Origin of the sequence: Psychrobacillus sp. BL-248-WT-3 (assembly GCF_012843435.1) — a bacterium.
Lineage (GTDB): Bacteria > Bacillota > Bacilli > Bacillales_A > Planococcaceae > Psychrobacillus.
Genome location: NZ_JABAFC010000051.1, coordinates 1 through 17554, shown reverse-complemented (window position 1 = coordinate 17554; position 17554 = coordinate 1). Strand labels below are relative to the sequence as shown.

Here is a 17554-nt window from a genome sequence, read left to right as displayed (position 1 = left end):
TACTCTAGCATCATATAAGAGGGTTCTTTTTTTTTCAAGAGCCTGTAAAGTAATCATACAGGAATGCTCCAGCGGGAGGAGGGAGACAGATAAGACATCACAACCGCGCGCGTAAGCGACGGGTGATGGCTTATCGCTCCCCCCGCGAAAAGCGTCCGAGATATGAGCGAAAATCAATTCTACTTTATATGTTAATTGCTTAATATGTCCTTATTCAGTCCTGATATTTCTTTAAAAATAGCATAATAAAATTGATTCATATAAGCAGCAATCTAAGATTTAAAAATATCTTAAATTGCTGTCTTTTTATTGTTTAAAAAATGTTTAATTTACCCATACTTGATGTGTATAGACCTTTTGTCGAAAATCTTCTAAATTGCGATGATTTCTTCTACTTTTGTCAGTTGCAAAGGATTATAGAATTCTATGTGGAATTGCGTTTTATGAGGAGGCGATTTTATGAAACACGATGTTGAAAAAGTAGGAGACGAAATTGTTATTATTCGATTGAAAGGTGAGCTAGACCATCATAGCACGACAGAAATAAGAAATGAGATAGTACCAATGATTAAGAATGGCTCTATTAAGGTTCTTGTTTGGAATTTAAAAGATTTAAATTTCATGGATAGCTCAGGTATTGGACTCATTCTAGGTAGAATGCGAGAGTTAGCTCCAATTGATGGTCAAACCATCATCGTTAATCCATCACCAACTATGCGCAAAATTTTTCAGTTTGCAGGTTTAAGCCCATACATTTACAGCGAATCAGAAATTGAAATAATTTCAAAGTTAGGGGGAATAGTTTATGGACAATGAAATCACATTATCTTTTATTGCCAAAAGTGAGAATGAAGCATTAGCAAGAATGGTGATGTCCAGTTTTATATCTGCGATCGACCCAACAATTGAGGAGCTGTCAGAGTTTAAGACAGTTATCTCGGAAGCAGTAACTAATGCTATTGTGCACGGTTATGAAGAGGATGGCGTAGGAAAAATCGAAATACATGCACAACGTAGTGGAAGAGAGATCGTCGTTTCTATTGTAGATTATGGTCGTGGCATAAAAGATGTCACCCAGGCAAGAGAACCTTTATATACAACCAAGCCTGAGCAGGAACGTTCTGGTATGGGCTTTACTATAATGGAAAGCTTCAGTGATGATGTGGATATATACTCCATTCCTGATAGGGGGACAACCGTAACCATCACAAAGAAATTTGTACCAATTCAAGAATCAGTTAGGACCGTCTAATGATGAACAATAAGCCAACAATTTTACTGACCCAGGAGAAGATGAGAGAGCTAATAGCCCTGTCACAAGAGGGTGATAAGTTCGCCAGACAACAAATGATAGAAGGAAATACAAGATTGGTTTGGTCTATTGTTCAGCGTTTTGCTTCTAGGGGGGCGGACCTAGAGGACTTATTTCAAATTGGATGTATTGGTCTTATGAAATCGGTTGATAAATTTGACTTGTCCTATGAAGTGAAGTTTTCAACGTATGCTGTTCCTATGATTATTGGAGAAATTCAGAGATTTCTTCGAGATGATGGAATGGTCAAAATTAGTCGTTCCATTAGGGAGTTGAACTTTAAAATTCGTCACGCAACGGATGACTTTCTTAAAACGCATGAGCGGCAGCCAACCATTTTGGAGCTAGCAAGTATTTTAGAAGTTTCTAGAGAGGATATTGTCATGGCGACCGACGCTCTTAGAGATCCAGCTTCCTTGCAGGAGCAACTCTATGAAAATGACAGTGGAGATGCTTTGACTTTGATGGACCAAATGAAAGATGAACGTTCAGAAAAGTCATTCGATCATATCCCACTAAGAGAACTAGTAGAAAAATTAGAAAAACGAGAACAGATGATTATTTATCTGCGTTATTACCTAGACTGTACTCAAAGTGATATTGCCGAAAGGTTAGGGATATCCCAAGTTCAAGTGTCGAGACTAGAAAAGAAAATTTTGACACAGTTAAAGAGCTGGTTGGTACCTGTAGGCAGTACTGCTAATACAAAAGCTAGAGATAGGTGATTATTACGAAGACACTATTTAAGGATATGACCGAGGCAGAAGCGTATTTAAAAGAAAAGTTTGGGGAGAACGAGTCCTATGATTTTGGACTCCTTCATACCCACTTGTTTAAATTCCCGGTATTACTTGTTTACATTAATGGTCTCATTGATGGACCGACATTAACAGATTTAATGACGGGGACTATGAAGAATCCTCCAGAAGAGGATGTTTCTCAAAATGAAATCATGAATCACTATTTTCCTTACTACTCGATCACGCAATATGACTCAAAAGAAAAGTGGATTTCGGCACTACTAAGTGGCCAAGTGACGTTCATTTTGGAAAATGGATCAGTTTATACGGTAGATGTACGAAGTTACCCCGGTAGAACACCCGAGGAGCCAGACAATGAAAAAGTGGTACGTGGATCTCGGGATGGTTTTACGGAGAACATTGTTTTAAACACCGCACTTATTCGTAGACGAATAAGAGATACCAACCTCCGTTTCGAACTACATCAAATTTCCTCGATGAGTAAAATGGATATCGCGATTTCCTATATTAAAGGAGTGGCGAACGAAGAAAATCTAGAACTCATTCGGAAGCGTTTAAAAAAAATCAAGCATGATGGATTTACAATGAGTGATAAAGCACTAGAGGAATGGTTATTCGTGCAGGGCTTTCATCCAGTGCCTTTTGTTCGGTTTACCGAAAGGCCGGATATAGCAGCAGCTCATTTACTTGAAGGTCATATTTTGCTTGTTGTAGATACCTCTCCATCTGTTATTATTGTCCCTACAACCCTATTCCATCACTTACAACATGCTGAGGAGTATAGACAAGCTCCAGCAATCGGAACCTTAGTAAGATCTATTCGTTTTTTTGGAGTTTTCTTCAGTTTATTCTTATTGCCATTTTGGTATTTAATGGCTAAAAATACCGATTATCTACCGAAAGCCTTAGATTTCTTAGGACCTAATGAAACAAGTGAGATACCACTTTTACTTCAATTGATATTTGCCGATATCGGAATAGAGTTTTTAAGGCTAGCCGCCATTCACACCCCTACTCCTTTATCTACAGCAATGGGAATTATAGCGGCTTTAGTCATCGGACAGATGGCTGTTGATGTAGGGCTATTCGTAGCAGAAGTTATTTTATATACAGCTATAACAGCTATATTTACGTTTGCTATTCCGTCCTATGAACTAAGTATTGCTACTAAAATATTTAGGATGTTCCTATTGCTTAGCGCAGCTGCTTTTGGGGCTAATGGACTGTTTATCGCAACAGTGTGTTTAGTATGGTATATATGTAGCTTAAAGCCATTAAATGTACCTTATTTGTGGCCATTAATACCTTTTTATCCGAGAGCGTTTGCTCGTATTATTATTCGTTTTCCGATGCCAACTAATGCGAAGAGACCTTTCATTACACGATCACCTGTTCGAGATCGTTCCAAATAGCATTGCATTCCTCATATTCAATATGGTAAAGTTCATATAGAAAATGAGGAAAAGAGGCGAGGATACATGGTAATGGTATCAGAGCATAATGTGAATGAAAAAGGCCACCTGTTGATAGGCGGTATTGACTCATTAGAACTTACTAAAACATATGGAACTCCGCTATTTGTATATGATTTGTCTCTTATCAGATCAAGAGCAAGAGCCTTTTTAGCTACTTTCCAGGAAGAAAATATAGGTGCTCAGGTAGCTTATGCAAGTAAAGCCTTCTCTTGCATTGCAATGTACCAAGTTATTGAGCAAGAAGGCTTGTCCTTAGATGTTGTATCAGCAGGAGAACTATATACAGCAATACAAGCGGGATATCCTCCAGAACGAATACATTTTCATGGTAATAACAAAAGTGTTGATGAATTAATGTTGGCAATGGAGCATAAGATTGGCTGTATAGTCGTGGACAACTTTTACGAGATTGAATTGCTAAAAAGTTTAACTACAAAGCTAAACCAAAAAGTAAAAATATTACTAAGAGTTACTCCAGGAGTAGAGGCTCATACCCATGATTATATTACAACTGGTCAACAGGACTCTAAATTTGGTTTTGACTTAATGAATGGACAAGCTGATCAAGCATTTCAACAAGTTTATAAAGAAGAATTTATAGAATTGTTAGGATTGCATTGTCATATTGGTTCTCAAATTTTTGAAACAGTTGGTTTTAAGCTGGCAGCAGAAAAGCTTATCACTAAAATGATTGAATGGGATAACGCGTTTGGCTATGCCTGCAAAGTATTAAATCTTGGTGGTGGCTTCGGCATTAAGTATACCGAGCAAGACACTCCACTGGAACCTTCTACTTATGTGAAGGAAATGATTAGTGCTGTCAAACAATTAGTAGCAAATGCTAACTTAGAGATGCCAGAAATTTGGATTGAGCCAGGTCGTTCACTAGTTGGTGATTCGGGAACCTCCCTTTATACCATTGGCTCTGAAAAAGAAGTACCGGAAATTCGGAACTATTTAGCAGTCGATGGGGGCATGTCGGATAATATTCGCCCAGCATTATATGGAGCAGAGTATGATGCGGCGATTGCCAACAAAATGGGAACACCTAAAAAGGTTGACTATACAATTGCTGGTAAATGCTGTGAGTCTGGGGATAAGCTTATTGAGCATATTTCATTACCGAAAGCTGAACCAGGTGATATTTTAGCAGTGTTCTGTACAGGAGCATATGGTTATTCAATGGCAAGTAATTACAATCGTATGGCAAAACCGGCAGTAGTATTCGTTGAGAATGGTCAGCACCAATTGGCTGTAAAACGAGAAACATTGGAAGACCTTATACGCCTCGACCTTCCTTATCATATAGAGAAAGGAAGAGACTAATTTGAAAAAGATAAATGTTATATTGTTTCTAATTTTATTTTTAACCGGAATAATTTGGGGAGTAGCATATTGGCTATTTATTGCCCCAAATGGTAATGTATAATTGGACAAATAATATAAAAAGTAGTAAAGTTCTTTAAAGAAATTAAAAGAGGGTCTTAAACATGTTATTTCGTTATAAAAAAGCTTATGAAAAAATTTCTATGGGTCTCTTATCTTTTATGCCCAATGAAAAAGATGTCAAAAAACTATTAGAAACGATTCATGAATACGAATCTAATCCTGATTGGCACTTATTCGTTTGGAAAAAGATGGAGGATGTCGTCGGCATTATTGGAGTTCGAATGGTGGAAACAGATGCAATCATCCAACATATTTCTGTTAATCCTTCTCACCGAGGAGAGGGGATTGGCAAGAATATGATTCTAGCCCTATCTAATGTTTTACAAACGACTAATATTAGGTCAACGGAAGAGATCAAAGCTTTCTTTGTAAAATGTCATAAAGAAAAAGAAGAGAACTGACCCTATAGGTCATCTCTTCTTTTTTTCTTTTTTTCTCGTTCTTCAAGTATTTCAGAGCGGTCTCTAAGCATATGTTTATGAATAAGAAAATGTTGATCTATATCTTTTGATAAGGTTACCTCCTTGGTGAGGGTAAGCAGTGAATCATTTTGGATGCCAATTTGAAATGCTGTAAAAGGCTTATGAAGCTGAATAGATTGATAGGCTTGGGTGGCATCTTTTAGTAACTGTTCTGTATTTAAAGTTTCGAAGAAGGGAGATTGTATTGTTTCTTTCATACGTTTAATACTGCTTTTCATGGTCTTAGAAGCGCCTTGAAAGTTACCACGTCGCCAGTGGTACATAGAAGTGGAAAGTAGAATGAGTGCGGCTAAAGGATGTACCTTTTGTCGTGGGGAAACTTCCTTCCAATAGTCTTCTAATAGTTCGTGGCATTCAAAATAATCTTTAGTCTCGTTAAATTCTGTTATAAAATGAACAAATTTAGAATCGAATGTAGGGTGCATTCCAATCACCTTTCCTCTATAATTATGTTTAAAATCAATATTAGGTGGAGTTTTATGTCTTACGAAGTAAAAACAGAAGCATTCGAAGGTCCACTCGATTTATTATTACATTTAATAAATCGTTTGGAAATAGATATATACGATATCAAAATGGCTGAGATCACTACACAGTACATGGAACATATCCATGCAATGCGAGTTCTCGAGTTAAATGAAGCAAGTGAATACTTAGTGATGGCTGCTACGTTGCTGTCTATTAAAAGTAAAATGCTTCTTCCAATTCATCAGGACGATGATATGGAGGATGATTTTGATATTAATTTAGACGACCCGAGAGATGAGCTAGTATTAAAATTAATAGAGTATAAGAAATATAAGGAAGCCGCGAGTAATCTGCAGGAGTTAGAAGAAACTCGTAATCTATTTTATACGAGACCGCCGGCAGACTTAAGTGGTTACCAAAGTAATCAGCAGTTAGCTTTGTTTGAGCTCGATGTAAATGTTTACGATATGCTTGGAGCCTTTCAAAAAATGTTGAGAAGAAAGCAGCTTAATGCTCCTCTACATACTAAAGTGAGCAAGCAAGAGATCTCCATTAGGGAGTCTATGACTAACGTGATTACTACTTTAAAAAAGCATAATGGAAGACTATCATTTTATGAGCTCTTTCCAACAAGAGACAAAAACACTATTGTTACGACCTTTTTAGCGTTATTGGAGCTAATGAAGCGTCAGGCGGTTTTGGTTGAGCAAAAGAGTAATTTTGAAGATTTGTTTGTTCAATTAGGAAAGGAAATTGAAATATATGAAGAAATTAAAGAGTAAAATAGAAAGTCTACTATTTGTAAGTGGGGAGGACGGTTTAACTAAAAAGCAACTGTCATTCTTAACAGATACTGAAGAAAACCAAATAGCCGAGGCTTTAGATTTGTTGATGATGGAGTATGAGGATACAGAGGACAGAGGCATCCAGCTAAAGCAGCTCGCTGGAACATACCAACTCGTTACAAAGGAAGAAAATATAGATTGTATTCAAAAGCTAGTGGAAAATCCAACTGCCCAGTCTCTTTCTCAGGCATCGCTTGAGGTTTTGGCTATTATTGCATATAAGCAGCCAATTACTCGAGTAGAAATAGAGGATATCCGTGGTGTGAAATCAGAACGGCCAATACATACATTAGCTGCAAAAGGACTAGTTCAAGAAGTTGGACGTGCAGAAGGGACAGGTAGGGCTATCTTGTATGGAACTACACAGGAATTCCTTCAATACTTTGGATTAAAGGATATCAGTGCACTACCTCCATTACCTGAAGAAGTAGAGGTAGAAGACATGGAAGACACAGATTTATTTATGACCAAGTTCCAAGAAGCATTTGAAGGATAGAAATAAATGAAAAAGGAGTATTTTCCATTTATAAAAAAGCGCTTATACTAATTTTGTTTTTCCTGTTTGTTAATATTGGAAGTGCACAAGCCGTATCTTCATCTTATGCTGTGATTGATGCTAAGACAGGGAGATTGTTGCTAGGAAATAATGCAGAGGTAGAGCTTCCTATTGCTAGTCTTACAAAGGTATGGACAGCATTGACGGTGTTGGACAATGCAACTCTTGATGAAGAAATTACGATTTCTTCGGTAGCTGCGGCTCAAGAAGGATCCTCTCTCTATTTGCAGCCAGGAGAGGTTTGGACTGTTAATTCCTTGCTGCATGGACTAATGCTTCAATCAGGCAATGATGCAGCTTATGCATTAGCAGAGCATACTGGAGGTTCCTTAGAAGGTTTTGTGAAACTGATGAACGAAAAGTTTCAATTAGCTGGTTTAGAAAACTCTCATTTTACGAATCCTTCGGGTCTTCATAATGATGAACACTATGCTTCGGCTCAAGACATGGCTAATATGTTCCGACTTGCTTTGCAAAATGAAGATTTTATGAAAATCGCATCTGCTAAGAACTTTGTTCCAAAGGAACGTTCTATCAAATGGAGAAATAAGCATAAACTTATGCATTTCAACGAATATACCGTTGCCGGTAAAACAGGTTATACGAAAAGAGCTGGAAGAACGCTTGTAACATACTTGAAAGACAAGGATAAAGAAGTAATTGTTGTAACATTGAATCATTCAAATGATTGGAACACTCATGTTTCTCTTGCAGAGCAAATATTCCAAAACTATTCGATGGTTCAAGTAGTTGAAAAAGGGAAATACGAGCTTTTTCAAAAAGATGTTATAGAGGTTAAAAAGGACTACTATTTACTTTTGAACAAGGAAGAAGAAGAGAAGCTAAATAATGTACTCATTATCCCGAGAAACAACAAGGAAAAGAAGCCTTTTCTCTGGAAGGTAATGATTGATAAAGATGTTGCGCTAGAATTTAACGTCAAGAAAGTCAAATAATTTGGAGAAGACAGTTTTTCTAAAAGACTGTCTTCTTTTATTTTCTGCAAAAGTGTGACATAATTCACTCATGTATGAAGAATGGACGAGGTGGATTACTTGGAAAGATTACAAAAAGTTTTAGCACACGCAGGTGTTGCTTCACGTAGAAAAGCAGAAGAGTTAATTTTAGAAGGAAAAGTAAAGGTCAATGGGAAAGTAATTAAGGAATTAGGTACTAAGGTCTCTGATTCAGATACAGTTGAAGTAGAAGGTGTCAAATTAGAGAAAGAACAAAAGAAATATTTCTTACTTTACAAGCCAAGAGGTGTTATCTCAGCCGTTAGCGATGACAAAGGTAGAAAGACTGTTACCGATTTACTCCCTCATGTAACGGAAAGATTATACCCAGTAGGTAGATTAGATTATGAAACTTCAGGTTTATTGCTCTTAACAAATGATGGAGATTTTTCTTATGCACTTACACATCCAAAGTTCAAGGTGGACAAGACTTATGTCGCGCGACTTAAAGGTATACCTTTACGCGAGCAACTAAGACCGCTTGAGAGAGGTGTCGTTTTAGAGGATGGTAAGACAGCTCCTGCAAAAGTTAAGCTTCTATCTTCTGAAAAGAAAGCAAATAAATCAATTGTTGAAATTACGATCCATGAGGGCAAAAACCGTCAAGTACGTCGTATGTTTGATGCAATTGGCTTCCCTGTGCAAAAATTAAAAAGAGAACGATTTGGTTTCTTAACTCTACACGGGTTGAACGCAGGAGAGTGGAGAGAATTAACAACTCATGAGATTAAACAGCTTAGAGTACTGGCAGAAACAGGTAAAATAGGTAAATAGCAATGAAAAGTTCACAAAGCCTTCATATGTCCTTCTCAAATTGGACATTATATTTGGTATAATATTGTCGGCAATGCATGGAATGGAGGAAATAAAAGGTGGCTCAATCCAAACAAAAACGTTTTTACATAAGAGCAGTTATTTTGGTAGTACTTACACTAGCAATTGTTTTTACAATTTTCTCTAACGTGACGAAAGAAAAAAATGCAGTTCTCAAAGTCGGCGATAAAGCACCGAATTTCCAAGTAGTGGATATGAATGGAGAACAGCATAAACTGTCTGACTATGAAGGGCAGGGAATCTTCTTAAATTTCTGGGGAACTTGGTGTAAACCATGTGCTAAAGAAATGCCAGCTATGGACAACCAATTTAACATTTACAAAGAACAAGGTGTTCAAACCTTAGCCATTAATGTGGGAGAATCAGATTTGAAGGTAAACCGTTTTGCTAACCAATATGGTTTAACATTCCCAATTGCGATCGATCGTAATAAAAGCTTGTTGGATTCCTATAATATTGATCCACTACCAACGACCTTTTTGATTAGCCCGGAAGGTAAGATCGAAAAGATTATTAAAGGTGAGATGACCGAGCAAGATATTGCTGATTACATGGAACAAATCAAACCTTCCTAAAGGAGTCTTTTAGATGGACAAGATAGTTTGTAAATGTGGGCACGTCAACCCTGCAGGTACAGAGCTTTGTGAAAGCTGTGGACGACCGTTAAGTCAACATTCGAAAGATCAAAAGCTTGTTGATATGAGGTATGAAGGGTCTGCAAGACGTTCTCAAACCTATAACAAAACAATCATTGATAAAATTTGGAACTTCTTTTCTAGTGTGAAAGTAGGGATGTGGATAATAGTTGCTATCTTAGTCGCAGCTGCTATAGGAACAATTTTGCCACAGGTTTTCTACGTTCCTGCCACAAGAGAAGAAGATATTGCTGCGTACTATGAACGAGTTTATGGGTGGTTCGGCACACTCTACTATGAATTAGGTCTTTCTGATCTTTATAGCTCATGGTGGTTCCAAACATTAGTTGGAATGCTAGGGATATCTCTAGTCATTGCAAGTTTAGACCGAGTAATTCCACTTTATAAATCTCTCAAAAGGCAAAAAACAAAAAGACACATTAGCTTCTTAAAACGTCAACGTGTTTATGGTGAGGGAGAAGTTGAATCTCCTGTAGAATCGCTTGAGAAAGCGGAAGAAAAGCTAAAAGCATTAAAGTATAATGTGAAAAGAGAAGGAAATGCAATTCTGGCAGAAAAAGGCCGATTTTCTAGGTGGGGCCCGTATGTTAACCATTTAGGTCTAATTCTTTTCTTAATGGGTGTTATGATGCGTGCTATTCCAGGCTTCTATGTCGACGAAACAATGTGGATTAGAGAAGGAGAGACGCTCTATATCCCACAAACAGATGGATATTTCTTAGAAAGTAAGCAATTCATATATGAGACTTATACAAAAGAAGAATCTGAGGAAGTTTTTGGAGCTGCTTTAGATAGGGTTGGTTCAATCGCGAAAAACTATCAAACAGATATTGCTTTGTATAAAGGCTCTGACGATGCAATTGCTGGACATCCGGAAGATTTAAAGCTAGTAAAGGAAGAATCCATTCAAGTTAATGAACCTTTGAAGTTTGATAATTTTTCTGTGTTCCAAATGGATTTCCGTCTTAATGAATTAAAGTCTATGACCTTCCATTTAGAGGATAAGGAAACTGGTACTAACCATGGTCAGTTTACGGTTGAATTATCAAATCCTCAAAGTATGTACGAGTTAAATGACGGGTACAAAGTAGAAATTGTGGATTATTACGCTAATTTCTCTGGATTTGTAGACGGAGAACCACAATCAGAGACGCCTGAACCAAAAAATCCAGCATTTTTAATGAAAATGTATAGCCCGGAATTTCCTAAGGGAGAATCTAGCTTTGTCATGATTCAAAATACATTAGAGCCTTTAGGTGAGACAGCTCATAAAGTTAAATTTGAAAGTGTAGAAACTAGAGATATGTCAGGTCTTACAATCCGAAAAGATTTAACACTTCCTATTCTTATGCTTGGTGGATTGATTTTCATGATTGGTGTTGCACAAGGGTCATACTGGAATCATCGCCGAATTTGGCTTCAGTATCTAGAGGATGGAAAAATGGTTGTTGCGGCTCATACAAACAAAAACTGGATGAGTGTGAAAAAGGATATCGATGAAGTATCAAAGGTAACCAACATTCCACCATATGAGGACCAACAAGATCTAGATACAAAACTAGAAAAAGAGGAAATACAGGAAGGGGAAAAATAAGATGACAATGGTTTCTGTAAGTGAGACTTTATTGTTTGTTGCGTTTGTTGCTTATTTGGTTGCTACGTTCCTATTTGGTGGAGCAGTCAAATCTTCTGCCGCTTCAGCTAGAAAATCATATAAACGATGGGGTACTTTAGCAATCAGCGTGACAGTTATTGGTTTTGTAGCAAACTTAGGGTATTTTATTACTCGTTGGATTGCAGCAGGACATGCACCAGTAAGTAACTTATTTGAGTTTACAACTGCGTTTGGAATGCTCGTAGTAGGAGCATTTATATTAATTTACTTTATATACAAAACCCCTGCTCTTGGGTTGTTTGCACTTCCAATAGCAGTACTAATTATTGCTTATGCAAGTATGTTCCCAAAAGATATCACTCCTTTAATACCAGCGTTAAAAAGTCACTGGTTAACGATCCATGTTATTACGGCTGCTCTTGGAGAAGCTATTTTAGCAATTAGTGCAGTAGCAGGTTTGATCTTTTTATTGAAGAATATTGACCTAACAAAGCCATCTAAACAACGTTTTTGGATGGAAGCTACTATGTACGTTTTAGTACTAGTTTTAGGATTTGTTGTATCAACAGTTACCTTCTCTGTTGCAGATTATTCAGCAGAATATTCCTATATCGATAAGGAAGGTAATCCGCACGATATCGAGTATAACAAGCCTGCTTTATTTGGGATGAATGAATCCGAAGCAATTACTGATGGAGCGATGGAGCCATTGGTGGAAGTTCCTCCATTAGTTAACGGTAAAAAGTTGACTACAGTTGTATGGTCTCTTCTATTTGGTACAGTGCTATACGGACTGTTACGTTTAATATTACGCAAACGTATTTCTTTAGTTCTTCAGCCATTAACTAAAAAAGCGAATTCGCAGCTTATGGACGAAATTGGTTACCGTGCAGTATTAATCGGTTTCCCGGTATTTACATTAGGAGCACTAATCTTTGCGATGATCTGGGCACATGAAGCTTGGTCTCGTTTCTGGGGTTGGGATCCAAAAGAGGTTTGGGCACTTATTACTTGGTTATTCTATGCTGTTTTCTTACATTTAAGATTAACAAAAGGTTGGCAAGGCGAAAAATCTGCTTGGTTAGCTTTAATAGGATTTATCATCATTATGTTCAACCTAATTGCGGTAAACTTAATTATTGCTGGGCTTCACTCTTACGCGTAAGTCAAAAGTAGTGCTAAAAAGCTCTTCATTCAACAGAATGGAGAGCTTTTCTTTTCTTTTATGATAAGTAATTGTACAATATAAGATAGATGTTGATAGAAGGGTATGATATGTAATGTCAGAAATGATAAAACTTTTAGTAGTAGATGACGAAGAACGTATCCGTCGATTATTAAAAATGTATTTAGAAAGAGAAGGTTATGTAGTAGAAGAAGCAGAAAATGGACAAATTGCTCTTCAGCTCGCTTTAGAAAATGAATATAATTGTATACTATTAGATATTATGATGCCTGAAAAAGACGGAATCGAAGTGATTACAGAGCTTCGTGAACATAAAGATACGCCAGTTATTCTTCTTACTGCTAAAGGGGAAGAGGCCAACCGAGTAGAGGGATTTGAACTTGGAGCAGATGATTATATCGTAAAACCATTTAGTCCTAGAGAAGTGGTACTTCGTGTAAAAGCACTTTTAAAAAGATCTACTGCTTTTTCTCCTTCCCAATCTGTGTCGATATCCAAGGATGTAGTTGTTTTTCCACATCTAACAATTGACCACGATGCACATCGAGTGACTGCTGACGGGGAAGAAGTTAGTCTTACACCTAAAGAATATGAATTGCTATATTTCCTTGCCAAGGCTCCAGATAAGGTATTTGACCGAGAACAGCTTTTGAAGGAAGTTTGGCATTATGACTTCTTTGGAGATTTACGTACAGTTGATACGCATGTGAAGAGATTACGTGAAAAGCTAAATAGAGTATCCGAAAAAGCTGCAAAAATGATTGTTACTGTATGGGGAGTTGGCTACAAGTTCGAGGTAGGAAATGAATAGGATTTGGAATAGTGTTGTCGGGAAGCTATGGGGAACCATATTGCTTCTCGTCTTATTTGTGTTGTTTATAATTACTGTCCTTATGTTAGAGTTTTTAGAAGATTTCCATACAGAGCAAGCAGAAGAAACCTTGAGGCAGGAAGCTGCAACCATCGGAAAAATCGTAGAACAGCATGATAATGTAGAAGAATCCATTTCTATCATTAGTGATATATTAGGAACAGAAACAAATGCATTAATTGTAGACGATGCGCAATCTGTGTTCCTTTCCATTCATGATGGCTTAAACAAAGAGGTAATTAAAGATAAGATTTTAGACGATGACCAGCTTTCCCAAATTTATACTACTGATAAGACGATTATAAGAAAGATGCTAATGCCTTCCATGAGTGAAGATAACTTAATGGAAAATTATCTTATTCTAGCCTTTCCATTAGAGTCTGAAATACAAACACACGGCGCTGTTTTTATTTATCAAAGCTTAGAGGTAGTAAGTAAAACTTCAAACAACACGACAAGAATTGTGTTCTTATCTGGTTTTATTGCTTTACTGCTTACTACTCTTTTTACGTTTTTCCTTTCTTCAAGAATTACTTCTCCTTTACGTTCTATGCGTGAGGCTGCATTAGAGCTAGCTAAAGGGAACTTTGAAACGAAGGTACCCTATACACAGCGAGATGAGATAGGAGAGCTAGGATCTGCATTTAATCGGATGGGGAAACAGCTAAAGCACCATGTAGAGGTAATCAATCAAGAAAAAGAACAACTGGCTAGCATTTTAACGTCTATGACAGATGCTGTTATTACTATCAATAAGGATTTCCATGTACAAGTCAGCAATCCACAAGCAGAGCAACTTCTTACAAAATGGCAAGCTGAAAACAACCAATTGGATGATTCTGAGCTACCAAATGAGCTACGCCATCTTTTAGAACATGTATTAGATATAGAAGAAGAATTGGATGAGGAACTAGAAATTCGAGGAGAGTATTTCTCTGTCTCCATTAGTCTTCTATACAGCAACGAGTATGTTCGTGGAGCTGTGGTGGTGCTGCGTAATATGACTGAGCAACATCGTTTAGACAAAATGCGTTCTGACTTTATAGCAAATGTGTCCCATGAGCTGAGAACACCGATTTCAATGCTTCAAGGCTACAGTGAAGCCATTATTGATGAAATTGTAACTACTGAAGAAGATAAAAATGAAATGATACGAGTCATTTATGATGAATCGAAACGAATGGGAAGATTAGTAACAGAATTACTGGATTTAGCAAGATTAGAATCAGGGTATTTGAGTATATATAAGGAAAACGTAGAGATAGTTCCAACTATTGAAAGAATAACACAGAAATTTGATCAAGCTGCTAAAGAGAGTAACGTTCGTTTGAACTTTGAACAGCACATTCCATCAGGTCAACCGTTAGAGATAGAAATAGACGAGGATCGAATGGAGCAAGTGTTAACGAATCTTATCGACAATGCTTTAAGACACACACCAGAAGCAGGTTCTGTGACTGTTCATTTAAGTACTTTAGAAAACCAAATTATTATTAAGGTATCAGACACCGGAGTAGGAATTCCAGAAGAGGATCTTCCTTATATTTTTGAACGTTTTTATAAAGCCGATAAAGCTAGAACCAGAGGGAAGGCTGGAACAGGTTTGGGTCTTGCTATTGCCAAAAATATTGTAGAGAGACATGATGGTTACCTCTCTGCAGAGAGTACGGTTGGGGTAGGTACAACATTTATTGTTCGATTACCCTTTTAGTTAATGTAACAAAACGGGAGATGAAACGACTAATTGAAAGAACGGGGGGAGCCATATGAATGACTCCGTTTTCCACCGCTTGTATGATAGCTATCATCAAGACGTTTTTCAGTTTCTGATCTATTTAGTGAAAAATAGACAGACTGCGGAAGACTTGGTCCAAGAAGTGTACGTTCGTGTTCTAAGAGCCTATAGTAAATTTGAAGGTAAAAGCTCTGAAAAAACATGGTTATTTTCGATTGCTAAAAATGTGGCTATCGATCATTTTCGAAAGCACACAGTTAGAAAGAAAAAGATGTTTGATGCATTTGACTGGGAATCTACGCAGCTTGCGTCAAAGGATATGTTACCAGAGGATTTCGCTGTTTTAAATGATGAGATGAAGGCCCTCCTCTTGGCATTAGACACTTGCACAGGTGACCAGAAAATGGTGGTTATTATGCGATACTTCCAAGAGCTTTCTATCTCAGAAACTGCACAAATACTATCTTGGACCGAGGGAAAAGTGAAAACAACCCAGCATCGAGCGATTAAAGCGCTTCGAGAAAAATTATCTAGTCAAAAGAAGGAGGGTAATGTTCAACATGAGTAATAATGAAAAACAGAATGATGATTTAGAAAAGCTCTTAAGCAACATGCCCATCTTTACAGATAATCGCTCGAAGGATGAAGTGTATAATCGCGTTCAATCAGAAATGAAGTCTGCCAACATAGATATTATCAAGCGTAACAACAAACCGTTTTCAAGATGGATGCCACTTGTAGTTTCTATTGCTGCTGTTTTATTGTTGACGCTCCTGGTCTCTTCTTACTTGGAGACGAGTAATGAAGAATCTGCTTCACAGCATAAAGCTGATGAACAAGCTGATACAATGAGAACGATGGATGTTAATCCAGCCTCTGAGTCGAAAATGGAGAAAGACATGAAAACGACGGAAGAAGCGGAAATAGAGAATAAGGATGAATCATTCAATTCTCTAGCTGTTGAAAGTGAATCATTACCTATTCAACCATTTAATAGTGCAAGGACGGTATATGAGGATGATCTAAACGATGGCGTTGCATTTCATTTTTCATTAACAAAAGAGGCTTATGCATACCCAATTACAATCATTATTTCTAAAGGGAAAATCAATGAAGATTTTCCTGACGGATGGCCAAATAGTCTTCAGTTATATGAGCAGTATGCAAGTGCTATCGATGAAGTTGCTTTAGGCTTTAACGATTATCTGCCTTTTCAAGGTCATTTTGTTTCTGTAGGAGATACACTACAACATTATTTACCTAAAGGTCATGGATATGACGAAGCTTCTGCTACTACAGCTGTTTATGATGATACAATCAGTTATATATTCAACGATTATACCTATTTGGAGCGATTAAATGAAGATGGAACACCTATTAATTGGGATCAGGTAGGCGTTATGGGTAAAGAGAACTTGGTAAACGGAAATAAAAAACAAGTATATTACAAGCAAACCATGAGCAACGGACTGACATTCCTTGTTCCTAAGGGTGTATCCACTGAAGCCCCTTTTACAGAAATGCAAAAATCAGTAAATGATTATTTTACAACTGTAGTGCCTAAAGGTGTTAATTACGAAGTAACAGAAGAAGGCAACACTGTGGTCATAACCTTTGAAGAAACTTTAGATTTGGCAACACTGGAATTCGATGATTCTATTCTAATGATTGAAGCATTTACGTTAACTGCTGCAAGCTTCGATAAAACCATTCGCTTGGAAAATGTCGAGCAGAAGCAATGGGACCGTTTTGATTTGACAAACACTTTACCAATTCCTATGGGGCCTAATGGTTACATGAGGAGCGATATTAAATAATATAGTCTGAGTCGACCTACTGGTAGGTCGATTTTTTTGTTGTGTAAGAGTAAGGGTATTTTGCGTACTTGGGTGTCAGGGGGAAGGGTTACCTTTATTTAGCGTTTTACAAGCGGTTAGGGGGGTTATGGAGGGTATTAGGTGATACTTTTTAATCTTAGGTGCGTAGATGCTATTTAGGTGCCACTTCGTTTATTTTATGTAGCACAATTGGATGGTTTAGGTGCGCTTGGGAATGGATTAGGTGACACTTTTTGATAATAATGTGCGTAGATGCTATTTAGGAGACAATCGGTTGATTTTATGTAGCACATCTGCATGGTTTAGGTGCGCTGGGGAGTGTTTAAGGTGACACTTTTTGAATCTTAGGTGCGTAGACCCTATTTAGGTGACACTTGGTGGGAATGTAAAATATTTTGTGTAAATGTATTACTATCTTTATTCTAAACACATACTTACTTTATCCGTTAAGGGGA

Annotated in this window: 17 protein-coding genes and 1 pseudogene; 17 read left to right on the top strand and 1 reads right to left on the bottom strand. The window is 37.3% G+C overall.

What is annotated here, in order from left to right; all coding sequences use genetic code 11:
• The first annotated feature begins 459 nt into the window (after positions 1 to 459).
• The 6 genes from HF876_RS17370 to HF876_RS17345 all read left to right on the top strand — a co-directional run bounded on the left by HF876_RS17370 (position 460) and on the right by HF876_RS17345 (position 5398).
• A complete protein-coding gene (locus HF876_RS17370) occupies positions 460 to 816 on the top strand; it encodes an STAS domain-containing protein (protein ID WP_169361316.1) in 357 nt (118 codons plus the stop codon).
• Positions 806 to 1252, top strand: a complete 447-nt coding sequence (gene spoIIAB / locus HF876_RS17365; protein WP_169361315.1) for an anti-sigma F factor — start codon at positions 806 to 808, stop codon at positions 1250 to 1252. The genes HF876_RS17370 and spoIIAB overlap by 11 nt, the downstream gene beginning before the upstream one ends.
• Positions 1252 to 2037 carry a SigF/SigG family RNA polymerase sporulation sigma factor gene (locus HF876_RS17360; RefSeq protein WP_169361314.1) on the top strand — a complete coding sequence of 262 codons (786 nt, stop codon included), beginning with the start codon at positions 1252 to 1254 and terminating at the stop codon, positions 2035 to 2037. The genes spoIIAB and HF876_RS17360 overlap by 1 nt, the downstream gene beginning before the upstream one ends.
• 2 nt (positions 2038 to 2039) lie before the next feature.
• Positions 2040 to 3485: a spore germination protein gene (locus HF876_RS17355; RefSeq protein ID WP_342568234.1), complete on the top strand. Its 1446-nt coding sequence runs from the start codon at positions 2040 to 2042 to the stop codon at positions 3483 to 3485.
• Between the two features lie 66 nt (positions 3486 to 3551).
• A complete protein-coding gene (gene lysA / locus HF876_RS17350) occupies positions 3552 to 4874 on the top strand; it encodes a diaminopimelate decarboxylase (RefSeq protein ID WP_169361313.1) in 1323 nt (440 codons plus the stop codon).
• 164 nt (positions 4875 to 5038) lie between these two features.
• Entirely contained in the window at positions 5039 to 5398 is a 360-nt protein-coding gene (locus HF876_RS17345) for a GNAT family N-acetyltransferase (RefSeq protein ID WP_169361312.1), read from the top strand.
• Between the two features lie 2 nt (positions 5399 to 5400).
• On the opposite strand, the gene HF876_RS17340 is transcribed toward HF876_RS17345, so the two are convergent.
• Positions 5401 to 5904, bottom strand: a complete 504-nt coding sequence (locus HF876_RS17340) for a DUF309 domain-containing protein (protein WP_169361311.1) — start codon at positions 5902 to 5904, stop codon at positions 5401 to 5403.
• Positions 5905 to 5958: 54 nt separating this feature from the next.
• Between HF876_RS17340 and HF876_RS17335 the strand changes: the two genes are divergently transcribed.
• From HF876_RS17335 to HF876_RS17285, 11 genes and pseudogenes are all read left to right on the top strand, one after another.
• Positions 5959 to 6729, top strand: coding sequence for a segregation/condensation protein A (locus HF876_RS17335; protein ID WP_169361310.1), 771 nt, complete (start codon positions 5959 to 5961; stop codon positions 6727 to 6729).
• The gene (gene scpB, locus HF876_RS17330; protein WP_169361309.1) at positions 6710 to 7288 is read left to right on the top strand and encodes an SMC-Scp complex subunit ScpB; all 579 of its coding nucleotides are present in this window, start codon (positions 6710 to 6712) and stop codon (positions 7286 to 7288) included. Before HF876_RS17335 ends, scpB begins: the two co-directional genes overlap by 20 nt.
• Positions 7289 to 7341: 53 nt before the next feature.
• Positions 7342 to 8304 (top strand): D-alanyl-D-alanine carboxypeptidase family protein, encoded by a 963-nt coding sequence (locus HF876_RS17325; protein WP_169361308.1) that lies wholly within the window; start codon positions 7342 to 7344, stop codon positions 8302 to 8304.
• A gap of 99 nt (positions 8305 to 8403) precedes the next feature.
• Positions 8404 to 9138 (top strand): pseudouridine synthase, encoded by a 735-nt coding sequence (locus tag HF876_RS17320; protein WP_169361307.1) that lies wholly within the window; start codon positions 8404 to 8406, stop codon positions 9136 to 9138.
• Positions 9139 to 9236: 98 nt separating this feature from the next.
• Positions 9237 to 9773: a thiol-disulfide oxidoreductase ResA gene (resA, locus tag HF876_RS17315; RefSeq protein WP_169361306.1), complete on the top strand. Its 537-nt coding sequence runs from the start codon at positions 9237 to 9239 to the stop codon at positions 9771 to 9773.
• A 13-nt stretch (positions 9774 to 9786) separates the two neighbouring features.
• Positions 9787 to 11448, top strand: a complete 1662-nt coding sequence (gene resB / locus HF876_RS17310) for a cytochrome c biogenesis protein ResB (RefSeq protein ID WP_169361305.1) — start codon at positions 9787 to 9789, stop codon at positions 11446 to 11448.
• A 1-nt stretch (position 11449) separates the two neighbouring features.
• Complete coding sequence (gene ccsB / locus HF876_RS17305) at positions 11450 to 12634, top strand: c-type cytochrome biogenesis protein CcsB (protein ID WP_169361304.1); 1185 nt, start codon at positions 11450 to 11452, stop codon at positions 12632 to 12634.
• 115 nt (positions 12635 to 12749) lie between these two features.
• Positions 12750 to 13466 carry a response regulator transcription factor gene (locus tag HF876_RS17300; protein WP_169361303.1) on the top strand — a complete coding sequence of 239 codons (717 nt, stop codon included), beginning with the start codon at positions 12750 to 12752 and terminating at the stop codon, positions 13464 to 13466.
• The gene (locus HF876_RS17295) at positions 13459 to 15237 is read left to right on the top strand and encodes an ATP-binding protein (RefSeq protein ID WP_169361302.1); all 1779 of its coding nucleotides are present in this window, start codon (positions 13459 to 13461) and stop codon (positions 15235 to 15237) included. Before HF876_RS17300 ends, HF876_RS17295 begins: the two co-directional genes overlap by 8 nt.
• A gap of 49 nt (positions 15238 to 15286) precedes the next feature.
• A pseudogene (sigX, locus tag HF876_RS17290) lies at positions 15287 to 15829 on the top strand (RNA polymerase sigma factor SigX); the annotation flags it as partial.
• Entirely contained in the window at positions 15822 to 17078 is a 1257-nt protein-coding gene (locus HF876_RS17285; RefSeq protein ID WP_169361300.1) for a hypothetical protein, read from the top strand. The pseudogene sigX and the gene HF876_RS17285, both read left to right, overlap by 8 nt.
• Positions 17079 to 17554: the final 476 nt, after the last annotated feature.

What these genes read in the sequence shown, in the direction of transcription:
- HF876_RS17370 (WP_169361316.1), top strand. Translation starts at nt 460, where the DNA reads ATGAAACACGATGTTGAAAAAGTAGGAGACGAAATTGTTATTATTCGA.
- ccsB (WP_169361304.1), top strand. Translation starts at nt 11,450, where the DNA reads ATGACAATGGTTTCTGTAAGTGAGACTTTATTGTTTGTTGCGTTTGTT.
- HF876_RS17295 (WP_169361302.1), top strand. Translation starts at nt 13,459, where the DNA reads ATGAATAGGATTTGGAATAGTGTTGTCGGGAAGCTATGGGGAACCATA.
- spoIIAB (WP_169361315.1), top strand. Translation starts at nt 806, where the DNA reads ATGGACAATGAAATCACATTATCTTTTATTGCCAAAAGTGAGAATGAA.
- scpB (WP_169361309.1), top strand. Translation starts at nt 6,710, where the DNA reads ATGAAGAAATTAAAGAGTAAAATAGAAAGTCTACTATTTGTAAGTGGG.
- HF876_RS17285 (WP_169361300.1), top strand. Translation starts at nt 15,822, where the DNA reads ATGAGTAATAATGAAAAACAGAATGATGATTTAGAAAAGCTCTTAAGC.
- lysA (WP_169361313.1), top strand. Translation starts at nt 3,552, where the DNA reads ATGGTAATGGTATCAGAGCATAATGTGAATGAAAAAGGCCACCTGTTG.
- resB (WP_169361305.1), top strand. Translation starts at nt 9,787, where the DNA reads ATGGACAAGATAGTTTGTAAATGTGGGCACGTCAACCCTGCAGGTACA.
- HF876_RS17300 (WP_169361303.1), top strand. Translation starts at nt 12,750, where the DNA reads ATGTCAGAAATGATAAAACTTTTAGTAGTAGATGACGAAGAACGTATC.
- HF876_RS17340 (WP_169361311.1), bottom strand. Translation starts at nt 5,904, where the DNA reads ATGCACCCTACATTCGATTCTAAATTTGTTCATTTTATAACAGAATTT.
- HF876_RS17345 (WP_169361312.1), top strand. Translation starts at nt 5,039, where the DNA reads ATGTTATTTCGTTATAAAAAAGCTTATGAAAAAATTTCTATGGGTCTC.
- HF876_RS17335 (WP_169361310.1), top strand. Translation starts at nt 5,959, where the DNA reads ATGTCTTACGAAGTAAAAACAGAAGCATTCGAAGGTCCACTCGATTTA.
- HF876_RS17360 (WP_169361314.1), top strand. Translation starts at nt 1,252, where the DNA reads ATGATGAACAATAAGCCAACAATTTTACTGACCCAGGAGAAGATGAGA.